The organism is Streptomyces sp. NBC_01341, from assembly GCF_035946055.1.
GTDB lineage: Bacteria > Actinomycetota > Actinomycetes > Streptomycetales > Streptomycetaceae > Streptomyces.
The window spans coordinates 5,908,161-5,928,273 of sequence record NZ_CP108364.1 but is presented as its reverse complement, the minus strand read 5'-3'; the positions used below and the strand labels follow the sequence as shown (position 1 = coordinate 5,928,273).

Annotated in this window: 17 protein-coding genes; 6 read left to right on the top strand and 11 right to left on the bottom strand. The window is 71.9% G+C overall.

The annotated features are described in order from the left end of the window. Positions 1–59: 59 nt before the first annotated feature. A complete protein-coding gene (locus OG206_RS26095) occupies positions 60–2,888 on the bottom strand; it encodes a penicillin acylase family protein (protein ID WP_327120205.1) in 2,829 nt (942 codons plus the stop codon). A gap of 221 nt (positions 2,889–3,109) precedes the next feature. Here OG206_RS26095 and OG206_RS26090 point away from each other — a divergent pair, with 221 nt between their 5' ends. After that, positions 3,110–3,724 (top strand): hypothetical protein, encoded by a 615-nt coding sequence (locus OG206_RS26090; RefSeq protein WP_327120203.1) that lies wholly within the window; start codon positions 3,110–3,112, stop codon positions 3,722–3,724. Positions 3,725–3,820: 96 nt separating this feature from the next. On the opposite strand, the gene soxR is transcribed toward OG206_RS26090, so the two are convergent. Then, entirely contained in the window at positions 3,821–4,294 is a 474-nt protein-coding gene (gene soxR / locus OG206_RS26085; RefSeq protein ID WP_327120201.1) for a redox-sensitive transcriptional activator SoxR, read from the bottom strand. Between the two features lie 158 nt (positions 4,295–4,452). Here soxR and OG206_RS26080 point away from each other — a divergent pair, with 158 nt between their 5' ends. After that, complete coding sequence (locus OG206_RS26080) at positions 4,453–4,914, top strand: MaoC family dehydratase (protein ID WP_327120199.1); 462 nt, start codon at positions 4,453–4,455, stop codon at positions 4,912–4,914. A 37-nt stretch (positions 4,915–4,951) separates the two neighbouring features. Here OG206_RS26080 and OG206_RS26075 read toward each other — a convergent pair whose 3' ends face one another. The 3 genes from OG206_RS26075 to OG206_RS26065 form a co-directional block, all read right to left on the bottom strand. After that, positions 4,952–5,575: a TetR/AcrR family transcriptional regulator gene (locus OG206_RS26075; RefSeq protein WP_327120197.1), complete on the bottom strand. Its 624-nt coding sequence runs from the start codon at positions 5,573–5,575 to the stop codon at positions 4,952–4,954. An 83-nt stretch (positions 5,576–5,658) separates the two neighbouring features. Beyond that, positions 5,659–5,949 carry a YiaA/YiaB family inner membrane protein gene (locus OG206_RS26070; RefSeq protein ID WP_327120195.1) on the bottom strand — a complete coding sequence of 97 codons (291 nt, stop codon included), beginning with the start codon at positions 5,947–5,949 and terminating at the stop codon, positions 5,659–5,661. Positions 5,950–6,058: 109 nt separating this feature from the next. Continuing rightward, entirely contained in the window at positions 6,059–7,246 is a 1,188-nt protein-coding gene (locus OG206_RS26065; RefSeq protein WP_327120193.1) for an acyl-CoA dehydrogenase family protein, read from the bottom strand. Positions 7,247–7,311: 65 nt separating this feature from the next. On the opposite strand from OG206_RS26065, the gene OG206_RS26060 reads away from it, so the two are divergent. Then, positions 7,312–7,986 carry a TetR/AcrR family transcriptional regulator gene (locus OG206_RS26060; RefSeq protein ID WP_327120191.1) on the top strand — a complete coding sequence of 225 codons (675 nt, stop codon included), beginning with the start codon at positions 7,312–7,314 and terminating at the stop codon, positions 7,984–7,986. A 204-nt stretch (positions 7,987–8,190) separates the two neighbouring features. Then, the gene (locus OG206_RS26055; protein WP_327120189.1) at positions 8,191–9,204 is read left to right on the top strand and encodes a DMT family transporter; all 1,014 of its coding nucleotides are present in this window, start codon (positions 8,191–8,193) and stop codon (positions 9,202–9,204) included. Between the two features lie 145 nt (positions 9,205–9,349). Here the strand turns inward: OG206_RS26055 and OG206_RS26050 are convergent, their stop codons facing one another. The 6 genes from OG206_RS26050 to OG206_RS26025 all read right to left on the bottom strand — a co-directional run bounded on the left by OG206_RS26050 (position 9,350) and on the right by OG206_RS26025 (position 17,846). Further along, on the bottom strand, positions 9,350–10,429 hold the full coding sequence (locus tag OG206_RS26050) for a Zn-dependent alcohol dehydrogenase (protein ID WP_327120187.1): 1,080 nt from the start codon (positions 10,427–10,429) through the stop codon (positions 9,350–9,352). Between the two features lie 31 nt (positions 10,430–10,460). Beyond that, on the bottom strand, positions 10,461–11,855 hold the full coding sequence (locus OG206_RS26045) for an aldehyde dehydrogenase family protein (protein WP_327120185.1): 1,395 nt from the start codon (positions 11,853–11,855) through the stop codon (positions 10,461–10,463). Positions 11,856–12,074: 219 nt separating this feature from the next. Beyond that, positions 12,075–13,316: an MFS transporter gene (locus tag OG206_RS26040; RefSeq protein WP_327120184.1), complete on the bottom strand. Its 1,242-nt coding sequence runs from the start codon at positions 13,314–13,316 to the stop codon at positions 12,075–12,077. Continuing rightward, positions 13,316–14,752 (bottom strand): CitMHS family transporter, encoded by a 1,437-nt coding sequence (locus tag OG206_RS26035; RefSeq protein ID WP_327120181.1) that lies wholly within the window; start codon positions 14,750–14,752, stop codon positions 13,316–13,318. The genes OG206_RS26040 and OG206_RS26035 overlap by 1 nt, the downstream gene beginning before the upstream one ends. 121 nt (positions 14,753–14,873) lie before the next feature. Beyond that, on the bottom strand, positions 14,874–17,054 hold the full coding sequence (locus tag OG206_RS26030; protein WP_327120179.1) for a molybdopterin oxidoreductase family protein: 2,181 nt from the start codon (positions 17,052–17,054) through the stop codon (positions 14,874–14,876). A 156-nt stretch (positions 17,055–17,210) separates the two neighbouring features. Further along, positions 17,211–17,846, bottom strand: a complete 636-nt coding sequence (locus OG206_RS26025) for a TetR/AcrR family transcriptional regulator (protein WP_327120177.1) — start codon at positions 17,844–17,846, stop codon at positions 17,211–17,213. Positions 17,847–17,962: 116 nt separating this feature from the next. Between OG206_RS26025 and hmgA the strand changes: the two genes are divergently transcribed. Then, on the top strand, positions 17,963–19,282 hold the full coding sequence (hmgA, locus tag OG206_RS26020) for a homogentisate 1,2-dioxygenase (protein WP_327120175.1): 1,320 nt from the start codon (positions 17,963–17,965) through the stop codon (positions 19,280–19,282). 41 nt (positions 19,283–19,323) lie between these two features. Continuing rightward, on the top strand, positions 19,324–20,100 hold the full coding sequence (locus OG206_RS26015; RefSeq protein WP_327120173.1) for a GntR family transcriptional regulator: 777 nt from the start codon (positions 19,324–19,326) through the stop codon (positions 20,098–20,100). Positions 20,101–20,113: the final 13 nt, after the last annotated feature.

Here is a 20,113-nt window from a genome sequence, read left to right as displayed (position 1 = left end):
GGTGCGGGGAACCAGTTCTGTTGATGCGTCAGATATTGTCCGGTGCTGCGGGTGCCCCCTCAGCGGTGGGAGGGGAACTCCACGACCTGCTGATAGGTCGGCCGGTTCTGCCAGTGGATCGACTTCTGCGAGATCCCGCCCAGCGGACGGTGCACGATCGAGTCGGTGCACCACTGCTCACCGGCCTTGCAGCTGTCGTCCCCCGGGTAGACCGTGGTCGCGGGCACGGCCAGCGCGTCCTTCAGGGTGCTGAGCAGCGCGGTGCGGCAGGCGCCGAGGTCGCCGCCACCGCAGTACGTCTTCGCCAGCGGTCCCTTGACGGTCTGCCCGAGGACCTGGCGCAGGTCCTTGTCCGCGAAGCCCCACCAGCCGTACTGGAACGCGGAACCGCTGTGCGCACCGCTCGGGCCGTGGCTCGCGGCCGGGGACTCGTCCGTGGCCAGGCTCGCGGTGAGCGCGGTGTAGAGGCCGTCGCCGAGCCCCTGACGGAACTCCGCCTCGACCAGCTTCGGCCACCAGGCGTCCATGATCCGTACCGCGTCGGCGTGCGTGTACGTGTGCGATCCGGGGCCGGTCTCCTTGCGCTGGGAGCCGGCGGCCCGCCACGAGTCCAGCTGCTGCACCGCCGTGTTGAGCGCCGGGTCGGTGACCGGCTGGGAACGCAGGACCTTCAGGAGCTCGGGCAGCAGCTGTTCGCCGCGCAGGTCGGTGAGTGCCGCTTCCGCCATGGCGCGGGTGAGGGAGGCGCGGGTCACGCCGCCGGCCTCCACCAGGGCGGACACCCGGTCGTCGAGGAGGTCACCCCGGTGCACGGCGCCGAATCCGAACGCCGCCGTGGAGTAGTCCTTGGCCTGCCGGTTGTTCCACGAGATGTAGTAGTCCTGGCCGCTGGACTGCGGGTGTTCGGCGAACGGGGTGTAGTCGGTGGTGTTGGCCGCCGGGTCGTAGCCCCGCCACTCGTACGCCTGCTCGGCCTTGACCGGCAGAGCGGCGTCGACGCCGGTCGCGCGCACCGGGTTCATGCCGCTGTTGTAGTACGCCGCCGTGCGCGAGTCCGCGTAGAACCAGTTGAAGGCGTAGTCGATGTGACTCGCCGCCTGCTGGAAGGAGGCCGCGTCCGTCACGTAGGCCGGGTCGTTGAGCAGCTGGAAGCCGATGATCGAGTCGGCCTCGTGGCGGTAGGTGGTGCGCAGCGAGGTGTAGGCGACGGGCTTGCCGCCGATCGTGGCACGGTGGGTGACGATGCCGTAGTCGGTGCGCCACACCTGCATCCGGTAGGAGCCCTTGGCGGTGGAGTCGGCGACGGTGGGCTTCCAGGAGTTGCTGCGTTCGAGCTTCTCCATCGCCGCGCAGGAGCCCCGGAAGCGGTAGTGCGTGGAGTCCTTGGTGGGTGTGGAGCCGTCGGGTTCGCAGAGTTCGACGGCGTAGGTGTCGGTGATGTCCTGGGCGGCGGAGGTGGCGCTCCAGGCGTAGTCCTGGCCCCGGCCCATCTGGATGTACATGCCGACACCGGCGAAGGAGACGCCCCGGGCGCTGATGCCCGGCCCCTGGAGCTCCTGCAGCATCATCAGCTGCGGGGCGAAGTAGCCGGTCTGGGGGCCCATGACGGCGATCGGGTTGCCGCTCGCGGTGTGTCTGCCGGACACCAGGAGTGCGTTGGACATGCCCCGCTTCTGGGCACCGTCGCCGGATCCGGGGAGCGACCCCTCGGGTATCACGCCGTCGTCGAACACGCCCTGCAGCGGTTTCAGCGAGGCCGGCGCGTCGACGGGTGCCTTCCGGTTGCTGCCCGCCGATCCGGTGCGGTCGTGGATGAGGGGTTCGGGGGTGACGGAGCCCGGGTCGGGCAGCGCGGTGCCGCGGGCGTTGTCGGGTTTGCCCGCGTACGGGAACGAGGTGCCGTCGTGCACGGTGAGGACGGCCTCGGGGTCGTTGCGCTGGCGGAAGGACTCCCAGACCCGGGTGCCCTCCTCGACGCCGTACTTCTGCTGGGCGGCGAGCAGCGAGAGCGCTGCCTGGACCTCGCCGCCCCCTCCCCCGCCGAACTGTCCTCCGACGACGGAGGCGATCGAGATCAGGTCGGTCAGCTTGAACGGCTGGATCTCGCCGATGTTCGTGATCGAGTCGATCTTGCCGGTGAGGACGTACTCACCGGGGAAGTAGCGGCCGTTCTTCGACTTGACCCGGTAGGCGTTGATGCCGTCGACGTAGGCCTGCGCGTCGGCCATCGCCTGCTCGCCGAGCGCGCCCTCGGTGGTCCTGATGCGCTCGACCTGGGCTTCGAGATCCGCTTCGGTGTACGGGGCCTGCGGCCAGAACTGCTGCTCGAGGCCCTGGTTGGCCAGGGCTCCGCCGGCGAACGAGGTCAGCTCGCCGCGCCCGATGTGCCGGAAGAGGTCCATGAGCCACAGCCGGTCCTGCCCTGCGGCGAACCCCGCGCCGAACTCGGTGCCGTAGCGGGTGGTGCCCTTGATGTGCGGCACGCCGCTCTTCCTGTCGCGGGTGATGGTGACGTCCTCGCGCGGCGAGATGACGGATTCCACCTGGTTCGCGGCGACACCGAAGGAGGCGTCGTTGAAGAAGTCGGTCAGTTTCTGGTCGGTGAGGCCGGTGTGGCCCGCGACCAGACCGTTGTAGCGGTCGAGCTGGTCGTCGCTGTGCGCGGGATGGGTGCCGAACGCCTTGTTGCCGAGGATCTCGACGAGGGTCGCGTTGCCGTTCTCGCCGGGCGGCAGGATGTCCGCGCACTGGTTCGCGCAGTGGTCGGTGACGGCGAGGGGTTTCGGTTGTGCCGCTCCGGCGACGGGAGCCGAGGCGAGCAGGGACGTTCCGAGAGCGAGAACGGCCGCGACTGCGGCGGCTCCGAGCGTGCGGGTGCGTGGGGGCATGCGTGCTCCTCCGGGTGGCCGATGCGCCGGAGGTTACTGGCGGTACGCCCCGTCGGTAAGATGAACATCAGTCACTTTTTCCGAATCGACACACGGCTGTGCACGGTCTCACACGGTCCGTCTCGATCCGTGGACGCATTTCACCTTTCGATGGAGCCGAATCGGGCAGTCGTACGTCCATCCCTTGACGCCGAAGTACGAGCGACGGAGGTGGCAGTGCCATGGCCGGTTTCCGGAGTCTTGCGAGACAGGTCCGCGATCCGCGGGGCGATCTGGCTTTGCGGCGGTATTCGCTGCGCAAATGCCTGGAGCGATTCGCCCCGTACGGTCACCGGGCGACCTGGGATCACCTGTGCGCCCGGCACGGGATCGGGCCCGAGGACCGGGCCCCCGACCCGGCGCGACTGATCCACGCGCTGGAGGAACTGGAGGAGGCACGGGCCGTCTGGCTCGTGTACGAGACGGGCTTCGCCGAGCGGCGGCGCCGTGAGAAGCACGACGGGCTGCGCAGGCCCGGCACCTTCGACGACTGGCACCGCAGGACCTGGGGCGGATACGGCATCGCGCACTGCGGCGATCCGGAGGTCCACCCGAGCGCACCCCTGGCCGAGGTCCTGGGCAGGCTGATCTCGGCCCTCGGCTCCGAACCCGGCACGGCGTGTCCGGTCTGTACCGGGACCGGAATCGTCTGGCGGCAGGACCTGGACCGCGAACCCGGGGCCGGTCCGGTCTGCACGCGGTGCGGGATCGTGGTCCCCGGGCCGGTCCTGACGGCGGGCGCGCTGGCCAGGGCCCGGGGGGTACGGTCCAGGGACCTGGCGGCGTCGGCGGCCTGAGTGCCCTCCCCGAGACACCAGCCGCCCGGGGCGCGGTCGCGCGGGCAGCCCCGCGCGGGGCCGTCGCGCACGCACGCCGGACGGAGCCCGGCGCGCTCAGGGGCGCTTCGCCGTGCCCCTTTCCGGCATGAGACGCGATCCGGTCAGGCGGTCGCCGAACACGTCGTCGGGGTTGGACAGCACGCAGGTCTCCAGCGACAGGCATCCGCAGCCGATGCAGTCGGTGAGGTGGTCGCGCAGCCGCCCCAGTTGTTTGATGCGCTCGTCGAGCTCCGAGCGCCACGCCCGGGAGAGCCGCGCCCAGTCCTCGCGGTTCGGCGTGCGCTCCTCGGGCAGTTCGGCCAGCGCGTCCCTGATGGTGGCCAGCGGGATGCCCACCCGCTGGGCCGCGCGGACGAACGCCACCCGGCGCAGCGCGTCCCTGGTGTAACGGCGCTGGTTGCCGCTGGTGCGACTGCTGCTGATCAGGCCCTTGGACTCGTAGAAGTGCAGGGCGGACACCGCGGCACCACTCCGGGCGGAGAGCTGGCCGACGGTGAGTTCTTGGTAGGTCTGCGGGATCTGTGGCACTCCTCCCACGCTAGTGGCCGTGTGTCCCCGCCCGCCCCTCACTTGCGGAACCCGGCCGGTTCGTCGTTGACACGGAAGCGCGGCCCAACCATGCTGAGCAAGCGCTTAGACATTGCCCGGACATGACGACAGACAGCCGGAAGGCAGGGACCAGGAACATGGCAGAGCCGAAGATCTTCACGTCCGCTCAGGAGTTGCGGGACGGAGTGGGCCAGGAACTCGGTCACAGCGACTGGCTGGAGATCGAGCAGAAGCGGATCGACCAGTTCGCCGAGGCCACGGGTGACCACCAGTGGATCCACGTGGACCCTGAACGCGCCGCGGCCGGCCCCTTCGGCACGACGATCGCGCACGGTTACCTGACGCTGTCGCTGCTGCCGGTCCTCGTCCCGCAGATCCTGCAGGTGGACGGCGCGAAGATGGGCATCAACTACGGGACCAACAAGGTCCGCTTCCCCTCGACCGTCCCCGTCGGTTCGCGGCTGCGCGCCACGGCGGTGCTCAAGAGCGTCGAGGAGGCGGGTGGCGGCGTCCAGGTGACCGCCCTCGTCACCATCGAACGCGAAGGCGGCGACAAGCCCGCCTGTGTCGCGGAGTCCGTGTCGCGCTACTACTTCTGAGCGGCGGGAGGCGCCGGGCCCCCGGGGGAGCCCGGCGTCACTTCTGGGCGCCCACCATCCGCAGGACGAGGTCCGCGTAGAGCGTGCCGACCTCCTCGGGGGTCCGGCTGCCCTGCGCGTTGAACCAGCGCGCGACGTCGATGCAGAGAGAGAGCACGGCCAGCGTGGTGCCCGGCACGTCGGGGACGTCGAACTCGCCGGCCTCGACGCCCTCGCCGATGATGCGGCGCACCACGGCGTCGGTCCTGCGGCGCAGGGCGACGATCTCCGTGCGGTGCTCCTCGGCCAGGGCCTCCAGCTCGTACTGCACCACGCGCGCCGTGGTGTGCCGCTCGGCGTGCCAGCTGACGAAGGACCGCACCGCGTCGGCGAGCCGCTCGGACGCGGTGCCACCGCTGCCGGCGGCCGTCTCCAGGAGGAGCAGCGCCCGGTCGTGGCCGATCCGGCTGATCCGGTGGAGCAGCTCTTCCTTCGTCTTGTAGTGGATGTAGAGAGCGGCCGGGCTCATCCCCGCACGGCCGGCGATGTCCCGGGTGGTGGTCGCGTGGTAGCCACGTTCGGCGAACGCCTCGACGGCCGCGACGAGCAGCCGCCTGGCCGCCTCGGGCGTGACCTCGCTCCACGGCGTGTTCTCGCCGTCGGTCTCCTCCGCCGTGCTCATCGCCACGTGCCCCTTTCCGCTGGCAGGACGAACACCATACCGCGAACCTGAGCAAGCGCTTAGACCGCCGGAGGCGGAGATCGTCAGAGCTTCTGGAAGGGATCGTGCTCGGCGAGGATCTTCTCCAGCCGGGCCTGGTCGACCCTGCTCACGATCTGGCCCGCCTCCTGCCGGTCCCTGATGACCTTGGCGAGGGTGAAGCACGAGGTGACGAGATAGAGGACGCCGATGGCGAGGAAGGCCCGCACCCAGGCGTCGGCGTCGAGGAAGAAGATGCCGAGGGCCACGGCCCCGATCGCCACGCCGAAGGAGAGGACGGCCTGGCCGTAGAAGGCGGCGGTGTTCTGCTGCTTGACCGATGTTGTCTCACTCATGTGCCACAGCATCCGGCGCGCCGCCGGCCGCCGGTATCCGTCGGCGTACTCAGTGAGTACTCAAGGAGACGGGGCCGGCCCCGGGGGACCGGCCCGGGCGCGGCACCGCTCAGAAGGCGGAGACGCCCGTCAGGGCGCGGCCGATGATGAGCTTCTGGATCTGGCTGGTGCCCTCGTACAGGGTCATCACGCGGGCGTCCCTGACGAGCTTGCCGACGGGGTACTCGTCGATGTAGCCGTAGCCGCCGAAGACCTGGAGCGCGTTGTTGGCGGCGCGCACCGCGGCTTCGGAGGCGAAGAGCTTGGCCGTCGACGCCGCGGTGGCGAAGTCCTGCCCCCGGTCGACGAGGTCGGCCACGCGCCAGGTCAGCATCCGGGCGGCGTCGACGTCCACGGAGATGTCGCTGATGAGCTCCTGGACCAGTTGGTAGCTGGCGATGGGCTTGCCGAACTGCTCGCGTTCGCCCGCGTAGCGCACCGCCGCGTCCAGTGCGGCCTGGGCGATCCCGACGCAGCCGGCCGCGACGGACATCCGCCCCTTGGCGAGGGCGGACATGGCGACGGAGAAGCCCTTCCCCTCGGGGCCCAACATGGCCGAGGCGGGGACGCGGACGTCCTCCAGGACCAGTTCGGCGGTGGCCTGGCCGCGCAGCCCGAGTTTGCCGTGGACCGTACGCCGGGTCAGACCCGGGGAGTCGGCCGGCACCAGGAACGCGGAGATCCCCCGGTGCCCCGGGGCGTCGCCGGTGCGGGCGAAGAGCAGGACCACGTCGGCCCAGGTGCCGTTGGTGATGAACATCTTGGTGCCGTTGAGCACGTACTCTCCCCCACTCCCGGCCTCGCTCGAGCGTGAGGTGCCCCCTACGTCGCGCACGGCACGGGTGGTGAGGTTGCCGGCGTCGGAGCCCGTGCCCGGTTCGGTGAGGCCGAAGCAGCCCACGGCGTCGCCCGCGGTGAGGGGCGGCAGCCACCGCCGCTTCTGCTCCTCGCTCCCCCAGGACGCGATGGTCTTGGCGACGAGCCCGAGCGATACGGACACGATGCCGCGCACGGAGGAGTCCCCGCGCCCGAGCTCTTCGGTGACCAGGCAGTACGCGAGGTGGTCGCCGCCGGAACCGCCGTACTCCTCGGGAATGGTCAGCCCCAGGAAGCCCAGGGCGCCAAGCTTCTTCACGATCGATTTGTCGACACTTTCGGCACGGTCCCACTCGACGACATGCGGGGTGATCTCCCGTGCGACGAAGTCCTCGGCGAGCTGCCGGACGGCTTCCTGCTCCTCGCTCAGCTCCAGGTTCATCCTGCGACACCCCACTTTAAATTAGCACCGCTAGTTTTTGATTCGCAGGCCCTACTATGTGCCGCATGGCCCGACCGCGCAAGCCCCTCCTGAGCAGAGACCGCATCGTCGAGGCGGCGCGCGCGCTCGTGGACGCCGAGGGACTGGGCGCGGTCTCGACCCGGCGCCTCGCCGCGGAACTCGGGGTCAGCGGGCCCTCGCTCTACAACCACTTCCGGAACAAGGACGAGATCCTCGACGCGGTCGCCGACGCCGTCTCGGCACAGGTCGACCTGTCGATGTTCGAGGAGTCCGACCCGCGCGACTGGCCCGCCGCCCTGCACGACTGGGCCGTCTCCTACCGGGCGGCGCTCGCCGCGCACCCGCACATCGTGCCGGTGCTCGCCCAGGGCCCGGGCCGCCGCCCGGCCGGCCTGCGGGTCGCCGACGCGGTCTTCGGCGCCATGGTCCGGGCGGGCTGGCCGCCCTCGCAGGCCACCTACATCGGCGCGCTGATGCGCTACTTCATCACCGGCTCGGCCCTCGGCTCCTTCGCGCGCGGATTCGTCGACGACGAGACCGCGTACGACCCCGCCGACTACCCCCACCTCGGCCAGGCCCACCTGCTGGCCGACCGCCGTCAGCAGGTCGACGAGGGCGCGTTCGAGACCGGGTTGCGCGCTCTGCTGGACGGCCTGGAACTGCAGTACGAGCAGGCAGCGGCCGGCCGTGCGGTTCGGCCGCCACCGAACGGTTCCTGACGCATGGCCCGTACGACGCACGACCCGATCGCGCCCCGGCTGGACGCCGGATGGTGCGAGCGGGGTCGGGACCGGGAGAGCGGTGCGGGCGACCCGCCCGGGGCGGCAAGCGCTGTCCACGCTCCGGGGAGTCGAGGCGGCGTCAATTGACGCTCCCTGACAATTCGGTGGGCCCCGAAGCGTGACGGCCCTACGGTCGTCGTCATGACCTCGACACCGCCACCACCTGTGGCCTCCCCACCGGTACGCGACTGGCGCGCCCCGGCCGCAGCCTGCACCACCGTGCTCCTCTGGGCCTCGGCCTTCGTCTCCATCCGCAGCGCCGGCGAGGCCTACTCCCCCGGCGCACTGGCCCTGGGCCGGCTGCTCGCGGGCTCGCTGACCCTCGGCGCGATCCTCCTGCTGCGCCGCGAGGGGCTGCCGTCGCGGGCGGCGTGGCCCGGCATCGTCGGATCCGGGCTGCTGTGGTTCGGGCTCTACATGATGGTGCTCAACTGGGGTGAACAGCAGGTCGACGCGGGTACGGCGGCCATGATCGTGAACATCGGGCCGATCCTGATGGCGCTGCTGGGCGCCAAGCTCTTCGGGGAGAGCCTGCCGCGCCGGCTCCTGACCGGCATGGGCGTCTCGTTCGCGGGGGCCGTCGTCGTCGGCCTGTCGATGTCGGGCCACGGCGGTTCCTCCGTGCTGGGCGTGCTCCTGTGCCTGCTGGCCGCACTGTCGTACGCGGGCGGGGTGGTCATCCAGAAGCCCGCGCTGCGGCACGGTTCCCCCTTGCAGATCACCACGTTCGGCTGCCTGATCGGTACGGCCGCCTGCCTGCCGTTCAGCGGGGTGCTCGTCTCCGAGGCGGCCCACGCCCCGCTGTCGGCCACCCTGAACATGGTCTACCTCGGCGTGTTCCCTACGGCCCTGGCCTTCACGACGTGGGCGTACGCCCTGGCGAGGACGACCGCGGGGCGGATGGGCGCCACGACGTACGCGGTACCCGCCCTGGTGGTGCTGATGTCGTGGGTCCTGCTCGACGAGGTTCCCGCGCTGCTCACCGTGGGGGGCGGGCTGCTGTGCCTGGCCGGGGTGGCGGTCTCACGGACCCGTGGGCGGCGGGGCGGCACGTCCGGCGGCCGGGCGGTCGTGGCGGACCCGCCCGCGGTGACGGAGCAGGTGGCGGTCAAGCCGCCCGCCGAGGCCGAGCACGCGGCGGTGGACCGACCCTGAGGACGGAGGCCGTGCGGGACCTCGGCCGCTCAGGGGGAATCGTCGCGGCCCGACGCACGGCCGAAGGGGTGGCTCCCGAGAGCGACGCGAGGGCGGGGCGGCGACGCGCCACCCCGGCTCCTCACGTCCGGTTCCTCACATCCGGTCAGAAGACCACCAGCGCGCGTCCGCCCTTGCCCGCGACCATGTTCTCGAAGGCCGCCGGGATGTCCTCGAGCGCGATCCGCTCGGTGACCATCATCGAGAGGTCGAAACGGCCCGCGCGGATGTGCTCGGCCAGCACCGGCAGATCGCGCTCGGGCACGCTGTCGCCGTAGACGCAGCCGGTCAGCGAGCGGCCCCAGTGGAAGATCTCCAGGGCGTTGAACGACACCGTCTGGTCCTTGCCGCCGATGCCGACGACCGTGGTCCGGCCGCCCCTGCGGGTGGACTCCCAGGCCCCCCGGATCGTGGCGGGCCGCCCGACGCATTCCACGGCCACGTCCGCGCCCTGACCGCCGGTGAGTTTGCGTACGGCACGGGGGGTGGTGTCGGAGGCGACGACGTAGTCGGTGGCGCCGGCCCGGCGGGCCAGTTCCTCCTTCTCCGGTGACACGTCGACGGCGATGATCCTCGACGCCCCCGCGATCCGGGCCGCCTGCAGGACCGCGAGGCCCACGCCGCCGATCCCGAAGACGACGACGCTCTCGCCCTCGCGCACCCGGGCGGAGTGGTGCACCGCGCCGTATCCGGTCAGGACGGCGCAGCCGAGCAGGGCGGCGTCGTCGAGCGGGATGCCGTCCGGGGCGGGCAGCACGCAGTTCGCGGCGACGAGGGTCTCCTGGGCGAACGCGGCGACGTTGAGCCCCGGGTGCAGCTCGGTCCCGTCGGCCGTACGGGCGTGGACGCGGGCTGCGCCCTTCAGCGCGTCGGCGCAGAGCCAGACCTCGCCGATCCCGCAGTGGAAGCACACCCCGCAGGACGGCGCCCAGTTGAGGACCACGGGGTCGCCCGTGGCGACGTGGGTGACACCCTCGCCGACGGCGAGCACCGTACCGGCGCCCTCGTGGCCGAGGACGGCGGGGACCGGCAGCCGCATGGTGCCGTTGGACAGGGACAGGTCGGAGTGGCAGACCCCGGCGGCGGTGAGCCTGACGCTCACCTGGCCGGGGCCGGGCTGCGGGAGTTCGATGTCGGTGATCTCCAGGGGAGAACCGACGGCGGGCAGTACGGCGGCGCGGACCACGAATTGACTCCTCGGCGGATCGGCGTGGGACTCAGAACTGGAGGGACTTGGTCTGGAGGTACTCGGAGAGGCCGTGCGGGCCGAGTTCGCGACCGACCCCCGACTGCTTGTAGCCGCCGAAGGGGGCGAGGGGGTTGAAGCGCCCGCCGTTGATGTCGACCTGCCCGGTGTCCATGCGGCGGGCGAAGGCCACGGCCTCGTCGTCGTCGGCCGCCCATACGGCTCCGGCCAGCCCGTACACGGTGTCGTTGGCGATCCGCAGGGCGTCGTCCTCGTCCTCGTACCGCAGGATCGAGAGCACCGGGCCGAAAATCTCCTCCTGCGCGATGGTCATGTCCGGGGTGACGTCGGCGAAGACGGTGGGGCTGACGTAGTAGCCCCGCTCCTTGGGTGCCTCGGGGCCTCCCGCGACCAGTCGGGCCCCCTCCTCGACGCCCTTCTCGATGTAACCCCGCACCCTGTCCTGCTGCTTGGCGTTGACGACGGGGCCGACGCGCTCCCCGGGGACGTACTTGGCGACGGCCGCCGCGGCGAGTGCCACGGCCTCCTCGTAGCGCTCCGCGTCGACGAGCATCCGGGTCCAGGCGCTGCACGTCTGGCCGGAGTTGGACATCACGTTGGCGACGCCGACGTTGACGGCCTTGGCGAGGTCGGCGCCCGGCAGGATCACGTTGGCGGACTTGCCGCCGAGCTCCAGGGCGACACGCTTCACGGCGGCGCCCGCGGTGGCGCCGATCTGCCTGCCGACCGCGGTGGACCCGGTGAACGACACGAGGTCGACGTCCTCGTGCCCGGCGAGCGCCTGACCCGCGACGGCACCGGTCCCGGTGACCAGGTTGAAGACTCCGGCGGGCAGGCCGGCCTCCTGGGTGACCTCGGCGAAGAGCTGCGCGGTGAGCGGGGTGTCCTCGGCGGGCTTCAGGACGACGGTGCAGCCGGCGGCGAGCGCGGGGGCCACCTTGGCGACGATCTGGTGCAGGGGGTAGTTCCAGGGCGTGATCGCCCCGACGACGCCGACGGGCTCCAGCAGGACGGTGGAGTTCCCCAGCTTCTCCTCGAAGGCGTGGGAGGCGGCCAGTTCCGCGTACGAACCTGCCACGAGCACCGGTACGCCCGCGTGCACCGCCCGGGACAGCGGGAGCGGTGAGCCGAGTTCGGCGGTGACGGTCTCGGCGATCTCGTCCGCGCGGGCCGCGAGCGAGTCGCGCAGGGCCGTGAGCCGGGCGGCGCGCTCGGCGGGCGGGGTTGCGGCCCAGCCGGGGAAGGCCGCGCGGGCGGCGCGCACCGCGGCGTCGACGTCCTCGGCGGTGCCCGCCGGGACGTGTCCGATGACCTGCTCGTCCGCCGGGTTCACGACCGCGATCGTGTCCTTTCCCGCGGCGGGCCGCCACTCCCCGCCGATGTACATCCCGTCATGCGCCTTCATGGCTGCCCCTCCCGGGCTCGCTGTGCCTGCCGCCGAAGCCGTGCGTCGTACGGACGGATGCCGTCCCGGCCCCAAACTAGCGCTGTTAGTTTTTCGGCGCCAGGGAACGGCCGGAGACACAGGTCACGCGTGACGGGCCCACGGGTCGCACGGCTCGCCGCGGATGTCCCGGTGCCTGCTCGCCGCGTGGCCACAGGCGCGGGACGGCGGCCGGGGGGCTCAGCCGGGGTTCCGCCCTGCCCGGGCACGCTCGCCGGGGACGGGTGCGGGGCCGGGCGCGTCCCCGGCCCCGCCGCTCCGCAGGCCGAGCCCCGCGGCCGTGAGGAGCAGGGCACCCAGCATCACGAACGGCGCCGCCGTGCCCGCGAGTCCGGCGATCAGGCCGGCCGACGCGGGGGCGGCGACCTGACCCAGCCGGTTGCCGGTCAGCCTGAGCGCGAGGGCGGTCGAGCGGGCCGCCGCGGGAGCCGCCCGGACGACTGTGGTCATGGACAGCGGCTGGCCGACGCCGAGGCAGAAGCCCAGGGCGCCGAGCACGACGGCGAGCGCCCCGACGGGTACGGGCAGCGCCACCGCCGCACAGAGGAGGCCGCCGGCCAGGCAGGTCACGGAGAGCAGGGCTGCCCGGCCGAGCAGGCGCAGCATCGGCGTCATGACAAGTCTGCAGGCGATGGTCGCGGCCGCCCGCAGACTGAGGAGAAGACCCACGGTGGCGGGCGCGATCCCGCGGTCCTCGCCGACGACCGGCAGGTAGGCGGTGAGGATGTCCGTGGCGCTCAGCACGGCGAGGCTGACGAAGATGCCCGCCAGGACCCCTCTGCTCCGCAGGATGCCGCCGACCGGTACCTTCACGGCTCCCCGCGGGGGCGGGGAGGCGGACCGCACGTGCTCGATGCGCCACAGCCAGGTGAGGGAGACCGCGGCGACGGCCGCCGAGACGAGCAGGGCGAGAGCGCTCGTGCGGGCCATGGCCCCGTCCCGCTCGGAGACCAGGCAGCCTGCGGCGATCGGCCCGATGAGCTGGCCCAGGGAGGCGCCGATGGTGAAGTGGCCGAAATCGCGGTCCTGTTCGGCCGGGGCCGACTGCCGGGCGACGAGCGACTGGGCGCCGATGACGAAACACAGGTGGCCGAGGCCCATCACTCCGCTCCAGGCGGCCAGGACCGGGAGCGAGCCCGAGGCGCCGCTGAGGGCGCAGCCGCCGCCGATCAGGACGACGCCGAGGGGCAGCAGGGGTGCGCAGCGGCCGTGGTCGGTCCGCCGTCCGAGGGGTACGGCGGCGAGGAGCGGCAGCAGCGCGTAGACACCCGCGATGACGCCGACGGCACGTTCGTCGGCGCCGAGCGAGAGGGCCCGGTAGGAGACGGCGGGCCGCGCCATCGACACCGCCCCCTGCGCGAAGGCGAAGGCGATGACGAGGCGGAGCAGCCAGCCCCTGCCGGGCCGTGGTTCGCCGGGCATCAGATGATTCCGAAGAGGATTCCCGCGCCGAGGACCACGAGCGAGGTCAGCACGGCCCATTTGACGGTGAAGCGGGTGTGGTCGCCGAACTCGACCTTGGCCATGCCGACCAGGACGAAGACGGCGGGTACGAGCGGGGACGACATGTGCAGCGGCTGCCCCACGATGGACGCGCGGGCGATCTCCAGCGAGGAGACGCCGTGGGAGGCACCGGCCTCGGCGAGCACGGGCAGGACACCGAAGTAGAAGCCGTCGTTCGACATGAAGTAGGTGAGCGGGAGGCTCAGGAGGCCGGTGACGAGCGCCATGTGCGGGCCCATCGCCTCGGGGATCGCGCCCACGAGCCAGTCCGCCATGTGATCGACCATGCCGGTGCCGGTGAGCACGCCGGTGAAGACGGCCGCGGCGAAGACCATGCCCGAGACGTTGAGGACGTTGTCGGCGTGCGCGGCGATCCGCGCCCGCTGGTCGGGCATGTGCGGGAAGTTGACCGTGAGGGCGAGGGCCGCGCCGAGGAGGAAGAGCACCGGGATCGGCATGAGCTCCATGATCATCGCGGTCAGCAGCGCCACCGTGAGGCCGGCGTTGAACCAGTAGAGCCTGGGCCTCAGGGTGGACCTGCGGGGGTCGAGCCCCTGGAACTCCTCGTCCTCGGGACCCTCTTCGGGGCCGTCCACGCCCCGTGTGCCTCCTTCGGCGCCCGGCGCGTCCGCGGCGCCTCCGGTGCGCTTCGGGGTGGCACCGCTCCTGGCGGGCCGGTCGCCGCCGCCGGAGCCGACGAGGAGGGACTCGGGTTCGCCGGCGCGCTGGTCGAGGCCGAGGGTCCCGAGCCGTGCGCGTTCGCGGCGGCCGAGGACCCAGGCCAGCAGGACGACGGCGAGGAGGCCGACCGCGAGGGCCGGGATCATGGGGACGAAGATGTCGGCGGCGTCCACCTTGAGCGCGGTGGCCGCCCGGGCGGTGGGCCCGCCCCAGGGAAGGGTGTTCATGACCCCGTTCGCGGTGGCGGCGACGCCCGTCATCACGACCAGGCTCATCTTCAGCCGCTTGTAGAGCGGGTACATCGCCGAGACCGTGATCATGAAGGTGGTGGACCCGTCGCCGTCCAGCGAGACGACCGCCGCGAGCAGGGCCGTGCCGACGACGATCCGCATCGGGTCGGCCTTGCAGAAGCGCAGGATGGCCCGGACGATCGGGTCGAACAGGCCGACGTCGATCATCACGCCGAAGTAGACGATGGCGAACATCAGCATCGCCGCGGTCGGCGCGAGGGTGCCGACCCCTTCGATGACGTAGTCACCGAGCTCGGCGCCCTGCCCGACGGCCACGCAGAACAGGGCGGGGATCAGGACGAGCGCCGCGATCGGCGACATCTTCTTCGTCATGATCAGGACCAGGAAGGTCGCGATCATGCCAAAGCCGAGGATGGTCAACATAGGGGCTGCCTCACGTTCGCCTTCGTACTCTCACCGGTGCCGGCGGTCCGGATGACGTTAGGGGCCCCGAAGCAGCGTCAACAAGATGTCGACGCGTGAGCAATACGAGCAAAAGCCCAGGTCAGCGACTCGGCGTGACGGACACCGGGACGGCGTTGAGCACCGAGGTGCCGGACAGCGGGTCCAGCAGGGTGCCGTCCAGGAGCTGGTTCACGTTGACACCCGGCTCCGACCCCGCGACCGCCATGCGCGTGCCCGGACGGCTGTGGCCCCAGCCGTGCGGAAGGCTCACGACTCCGGTCCGGACCGAGTCGGTGATCTCGGCGGGGGCCTCGACCTCCCCACCCGCCGCGGTGATCCGGGCGGTGTCGCCCTCGGCGAGCCCGATCCGGGCCGCGTCGTCGGGGTGGATCTGCAGGGTGCAGACGTTCGAACCCCCGCGGAGCGCTGCGACGTTGTGCATCCAGCTGTTGTTGGACCGCAGGTGGCGCCGGCCGACGAGGACGAGCCCCTCCGGCCGCGCGCCGAGCGACGCGCGCAGCCTGGGCAGGTCGGCGGCGATCGGTGCCGGGAACAGCTCGATGCGCCCGCTGCGGGTCCTGAGCACCTCGGGGACGCGTGGCTTGAGTGGGCCGAGGTCGATCCCGTGCGGGTGCGCGAGGACCTGCTCCAGCGTCAGGGCGTAGGGGCCGAGGCGCAGCATCAGGTCGAGGCGCCGCTCCGCCCCCGTGGCGCCGGTCAGGTCCGCGGCGAGGGACTCGGGGGCCCCCGCCTTCGCGAGCGCCGTGGAGACTGCCAGCTCGTCGACGGCCTCGGGCGGCGCCCCGTGCGTGCCTCCGACGGCGAGGATCAGCCGGGCGAGGATCTCGCTCTCGGCCATCCTGTCCGCTTCCAGGGGCACGGCCGGGCGGCTGTAGCGGACCTGGTTGCGTACGGCGAGGGAGTTGAACGCGAAGTCGAAGTGGGCGCTCTGCGAGGGCGGCGGCGGAGGCAGTACGACGTCGGCGTGGCGCGCGGTCTCGTTGAGGTACGGATCGACGCTGACCATGAAGTCGACGCCGTCGGCGAGCGCCCGGTCCAGCCGGTCGCCGTCGGGTGCGGACAGCACGGGGTTGCCCGCGATGACGATCAGGGCCCGGATCCGCCCCTCCCCCGGGGTCTCGATCTCCTCGGCCAGCGCGGCGACGGGCAGTTCGCCCTTGGCCTCGGGGTGTCCCGAGACCCGGCTCCTCCAGCGGCCGAGGGCGAAACCCTTTCCGGGGGTGGCGGCGCGGGGCGCGCGTCCGGTCGCGGAGAGCGGGAAGAGCGCGCCGCCCGGGCGGTCGAGGTTGCCGGTGAGGATGTTGAGCACGTCGACGAGCCAGCTGGCCAGCGTCCCGTGCTCCACGGTGCAGCTGCCGATGCGGCCGTATACGGCGGCGGCGGGGGCGGCGGCCAGCTCGCGGGCGATCGCCCGGATGGTGTCCGGTTCCAGGTCGCACGCCCCGGACACCGCCTCGGGGGTGAAGTCGGCGATGGCCTCGGCCAGTTCGTCGTACCCGTCGAGGTGTCCGGCGAGCGCCCCCGGATCGGCGAGCTTCTCGTCAAGGAGGACCTGGGTGAGCGCGGCGAGCAGGAGGGCGTCGGTGCCGGGCCGGATGGCGGCGTGCCGGTCGGCCAGCCGTGCGGTGCGGGTGCGGCGGGGATCGATGACGGTGAGGGTGCCGCCGCGCCTGCGCAGCGCCTTGAGCTTGCCGGGGAAGTCGGCGGCCGTGCACAGGCTGCCGTTGGACTCCAGGGGGTTGGCGCCGATCAGCAGCAGGTGCGCGGTGCGGTCCAGGTCGGGTACGGGGATCGCCTGGGCGTCGCCGAAGAGCAGTCCGCTGGAGACGTGTTTGGGCATCTGGTCCAGGGTGCTCGCGGTGAAGACGTTGCGGGTGCCGAGCGCGGAGAGCAGCAGCGGAGGATAGAGCGCGCCCGCCATCGTGTGGACGTTGGGGTTGCCGAGGAAGACCCCGACCGCCTGCTTGCCGTGCGACTCGATCAGGGCGGGGATCTTCTCGGCGATGACGTCGAAGGCTTCGCGCCATGTCGCCTCGCGCAGGACGCCGTCCGTGCGGACGAGCGGGGCGCGCAGCCGGTCGGGGTCCGCGTCGAGGCCCCCGAAGGACGCACCCTTGGGGCAGATGAAGCCCTGGCTGAAGACGTCGTCGCGGTCACCTCGGGCCCCGGTGACGGTCGTCCCCTCGATGGTGAGGGTGAGTCCGCAGGTGGCTTCGCAGAGCGGGCAGACACGCAGAGCGGTGCGGGTTTCGTGGGACATGGGCCCTCCCCGGGGCGGCGGCGGTGGCACGCGGGCGTCGTCCGGCGTCCCACGGCGCGCACGGCGGGCGCGGGTTCCCGGCGGGACCGAGCATACCGACCGGTACGGATGGTGGCGAGGTGTTCGCGCCGCCGGTTGCCTCGCGGGGCAGCAGAGTCAGGCGAGGACCCTGGCGAGATAGGCCCGGAGCAGAACCCGGGTCTCCCCTATGAGGTCCGGGTCCCCCTCCGGGTCGGCCCGGAAGGCGAGTTGGAGCAGCGCGTCGGCGGCCTGCACGCAGACCAGGACCGTGCGGAGCAGCTCGGGGTCGTCGGCGGCCCCGTCGCGCCGCCGTCCGAGGTGCCCGGAGAGCAGTTCCGCGAGGCGGGCCGCCACGAGCCGGTTCACGTCGTCGAGCGGGCCGTTGACGGGGACGGGCAGGCCGAAGTCCACCAGGGCGAACCCGGGCACGGAGCGCTTCATCGCCAGGTACTCGTCGAGCACGGCGTCGATGGCCGCGCACCACTCCTGCTCCGGGATGTCCGCGAGTCTGCCGGTGACACGTTCGGCGTAGACCTGAAGATTGCGTTCGGCCAGGGCGTCGACGAGCGCTCTCTTGTTCGGGAAGAAGCGGTAGACGGAGCCGATGGGCACCCCGGCGCGGCCGGCGACCGCCCGGGTGGACAGCTGCTCGTAGCCGCCTCCGTCGAGGAGTTCGGCGCCGGCGTCGAGGATCCGGGCGAGACGGTCGGCGCTGCGCTGCTGCACGGGGACGCGTCGGAGGTTCGTATGAGCACGGGACACGGTCCCCATGATGCCGGTATGCCGTTGACGGGCCGCCTTTCGATTCCTACGGTGATCCATAGGAATCTTCGCCAGGGGATCCTTCGGGGGGATCCACGCGGTCCCCAATCCACCGGGAGCGCATGATGAGTGGCATCGAGCAGGCGAGAAAGACGGCGGACGGCCTCGCCTACACATCCGGCTTCGGCAACGAGCACAGCTCGGAGGCCGTGCCGGGAGCCCTGCCGCACGGTCGTAACTCCCCGCAGCGCGCACCCCTAGGGCTGTACGCGGAGCAGCTCAGCGGGTCGGCCTTCACCGAACCCCGGGCCCACAACCGCCGCTCCTGGCTCTACCGGATCCGCCCCTCGGCCGCGCATCCCGCCTTCACCCGCATCGACAACGGCACGCTGCGCACCGCCCCCTTCACCGAGACGGCCCCCGACCCCAACCGGCTGCGGTGGGACCCGCTGCCCGACCCCGCGGCCGGCACGGACTTCCTGGCCGGACTGTGGACGCTGGGCGGCAACGGCGACGCCGCGCAGCGCTCGGGCATGGCCGTCCACCTGTACAGCGCGAACGCCTCCATGACCGACCGGGTGTTCAGCGACTCCGACGGGGAGCTCCTGATCGTCCCCGAGCGGGGCGGGCTGCTGCTGCGCACCGAGCTGGGCCTGCTGCGCGCCGAGCCGGGCCACGTGGCGCTGATCCCGCGAGGCGTCCGCTTCCGCGTCGAGCTGCTGGACCCCACCGCGCGGGGGTATGTCTGCGAGAACTACGGGCAGCCGTTCGTCCTCCCCGACCTGGGACCCATCGGCGCCAACGGCCTGGCGAACGCACGCGACTTCCTGGCGCCCGTCGCCGCGTTCGAGGACCACGAGGGCCCGGTCGAGGTGGTCAACAAGTTCTGCGGCAACCTCTGGTCGGCGACGTACGGCCACTCGCCCCTCGACGTCGTCGCCTGGCACGGCAACCACACGCCGTACGTCTACGACCTGCACCGCTTCAACGTCATCGGAACCATCAGCTACGACCACCCCGACCCGTCGATCTTCACGGTGCTGACCTCGCCGTCCGACACCCCCGGTCTGGCCGGTGTCGACTTCGTGCTGTTCGCCCCGCGCTGGCTGGTCGGTGAGGACACCTTCCGGCCGCCGTACTTCCACCGCAACGTGATGAGCGAGTACATGGGCCTGATCGAGGGTGCGTACGACGCCAAGGCGGGCGGGTTCGTGCCGGGCGGCGGATCGCTGCACAACATGATGTCGGCGCACGGCCCGGACCGTGAGACCTTCGACCGGGCGAGTGCGGCGGAGCTGAAGCCGCAGCGGATCGACGACGGCCTGGCGTTCATGTTCGAGACGCGCTGGCCGGTGACGGCGACCGCGCAGGCGGCCGGCGCTGGACACCTTCAGCGTGGATACGACGACGTGTGGCAGGGTCTGAACAGCAACTTCCGGCCGTGACCCGACGACCGGCGACCGCGCAGAGAGCCCAGGTGGACCGGATGAATCAGGTGAACGAACTGCGTCACACCCCCGGCTTCGCCCCCGACTCCCTGGTGCTGAACCGGAAGCTGCCGCTCTGGTACCAGGTCTCGCAGTCCCTGCGGGCCTCCATACTGGGGCGCCCGCAGGACGCCTCGACGCGGCTGCCCACCGAGGAGCAGCTGGCGGTGCACTACGGGGTCAGCGTGCTCACGATGCGCCAGGCCCTCAAGGAGCTGGAGAGCGAGGGGCTCATCAGCAGGCACCGGCGGCGCGGCACCTTCATCGAGCCGCGCGCCCGGCGGGTGTCGCCGGTCCAGCTGATGGGTTCGATCGACGCGATCGTCGCCCAGCAGTCGGGCGAGCGGACGACCGTGCTCGGCCACGGCCGGACGCCCGTCCCCGGTGACCTCGCCGAGTACTTCCCCGGCTGCGCCGAGGTGGCCAGTTACCGGCGGCTGCGCTGCGACGACGTCACCGGTGAGCCCACCAACTGGGCGGAGAACGCGGTACGGCCCGAGATCGCGGCCGGGCTCGACGTGGCCGATCTGGAGCGGTGGCCGATGACCAAGGTCCTGCGCGACGCCGTCGGCGTGCGGATCTCCCGGATCACCGACACCGTCGAGGCCCGCCTCGCCGACCCCGAGACGGCGGAGTTGCTGCAGGTCCCGCTGCTCAGCCCGATCCTTCACTACACCGGGGTGACGTACGACGTGGAGGGCACCGTGGTGGACGTGGCCCGCATCCGGTACCGGGGCGACCGCTTCTCCTTCTCCGTGACGGTCGACGCGCACTGACGGCCCACGGCCG

Coding starts and splice junctions, on each gene's coding strand:
- OG206_RS26045 (WP_327120185.1), bottom strand. CDS start 11,855: ATGAAGGCGCATGACGGGATGTACATCGGCGGGGAGTGGCGGCCCGCC.
- OG206_RS26075 (WP_327120197.1), bottom strand. CDS start 5,575: ATGAGCACGGCGGAGGAGACCGACGGCGAGAACACGCCGTGGAGCGAG.
- OG206_RS26055 (WP_327120189.1), top strand. CDS start 8,191: ATGACCTCGACACCGCCACCACCTGTGGCCTCCCCACCGGTACGCGAC.
- OG206_RS26070 (WP_327120195.1), bottom strand. CDS start 5,949: ATGAGTGAGACAACATCGGTCAAGCAGCAGAACACCGCCGCCTTCTAC.
- OG206_RS26060 (WP_327120191.1), top strand. CDS start 7,312: ATGGCCCGACCGCGCAAGCCCCTCCTGAGCAGAGACCGCATCGTCGAG.
- OG206_RS26080 (WP_327120199.1), top strand. CDS start 4,453: ATGGCAGAGCCGAAGATCTTCACGTCCGCTCAGGAGTTGCGGGACGGA.
- OG206_RS26035 (WP_327120181.1), bottom strand. CDS start 14,752: ATGTTGACCATCCTCGGCTTTGGCATGATCGCGACCTTCCTGGTCCTG.
- OG206_RS26015 (WP_327120173.1), top strand. CDS start 19,324: ATGAATCAGGTGAACGAACTGCGTCACACCCCCGGCTTCGCCCCCGAC.
- OG206_RS26090 (WP_327120203.1), top strand. CDS start 3,110: ATGGCCGGTTTCCGGAGTCTTGCGAGACAGGTCCGCGATCCGCGGGGC.
- OG206_RS26030 (WP_327120179.1), bottom strand. CDS start 17,054: ATGTCCCACGAAACCCGCACCGCTCTGCGTGTCTGCCCGCTCTGCGAA.
- OG206_RS26025 (WP_327120177.1), bottom strand. CDS start 17,846: ATGGGGACCGTGTCCCGTGCTCATACGAACCTCCGACGCGTCCCCGTG.
- OG206_RS26095 (WP_327120205.1), bottom strand. CDS start 2,888: ATGCCCCCACGCACCCGCACGCTCGGAGCCGCCGCAGTCGCGGCCGTT.
- OG206_RS26040 (WP_327120184.1), bottom strand. CDS start 13,316: ATGCCCGGCGAACCACGGCCCGGCAGGGGCTGGCTGCTCCGCCTCGTC.
- OG206_RS26065 (WP_327120193.1), bottom strand. CDS start 7,246: ATGAACCTGGAGCTGAGCGAGGAGCAGGAAGCCGTCCGGCAGCTCGCC.
- hmgA (WP_327120175.1), top strand. CDS start 17,963: ATGAGTGGCATCGAGCAGGCGAGAAAGACGGCGGACGGCCTCGCCTAC.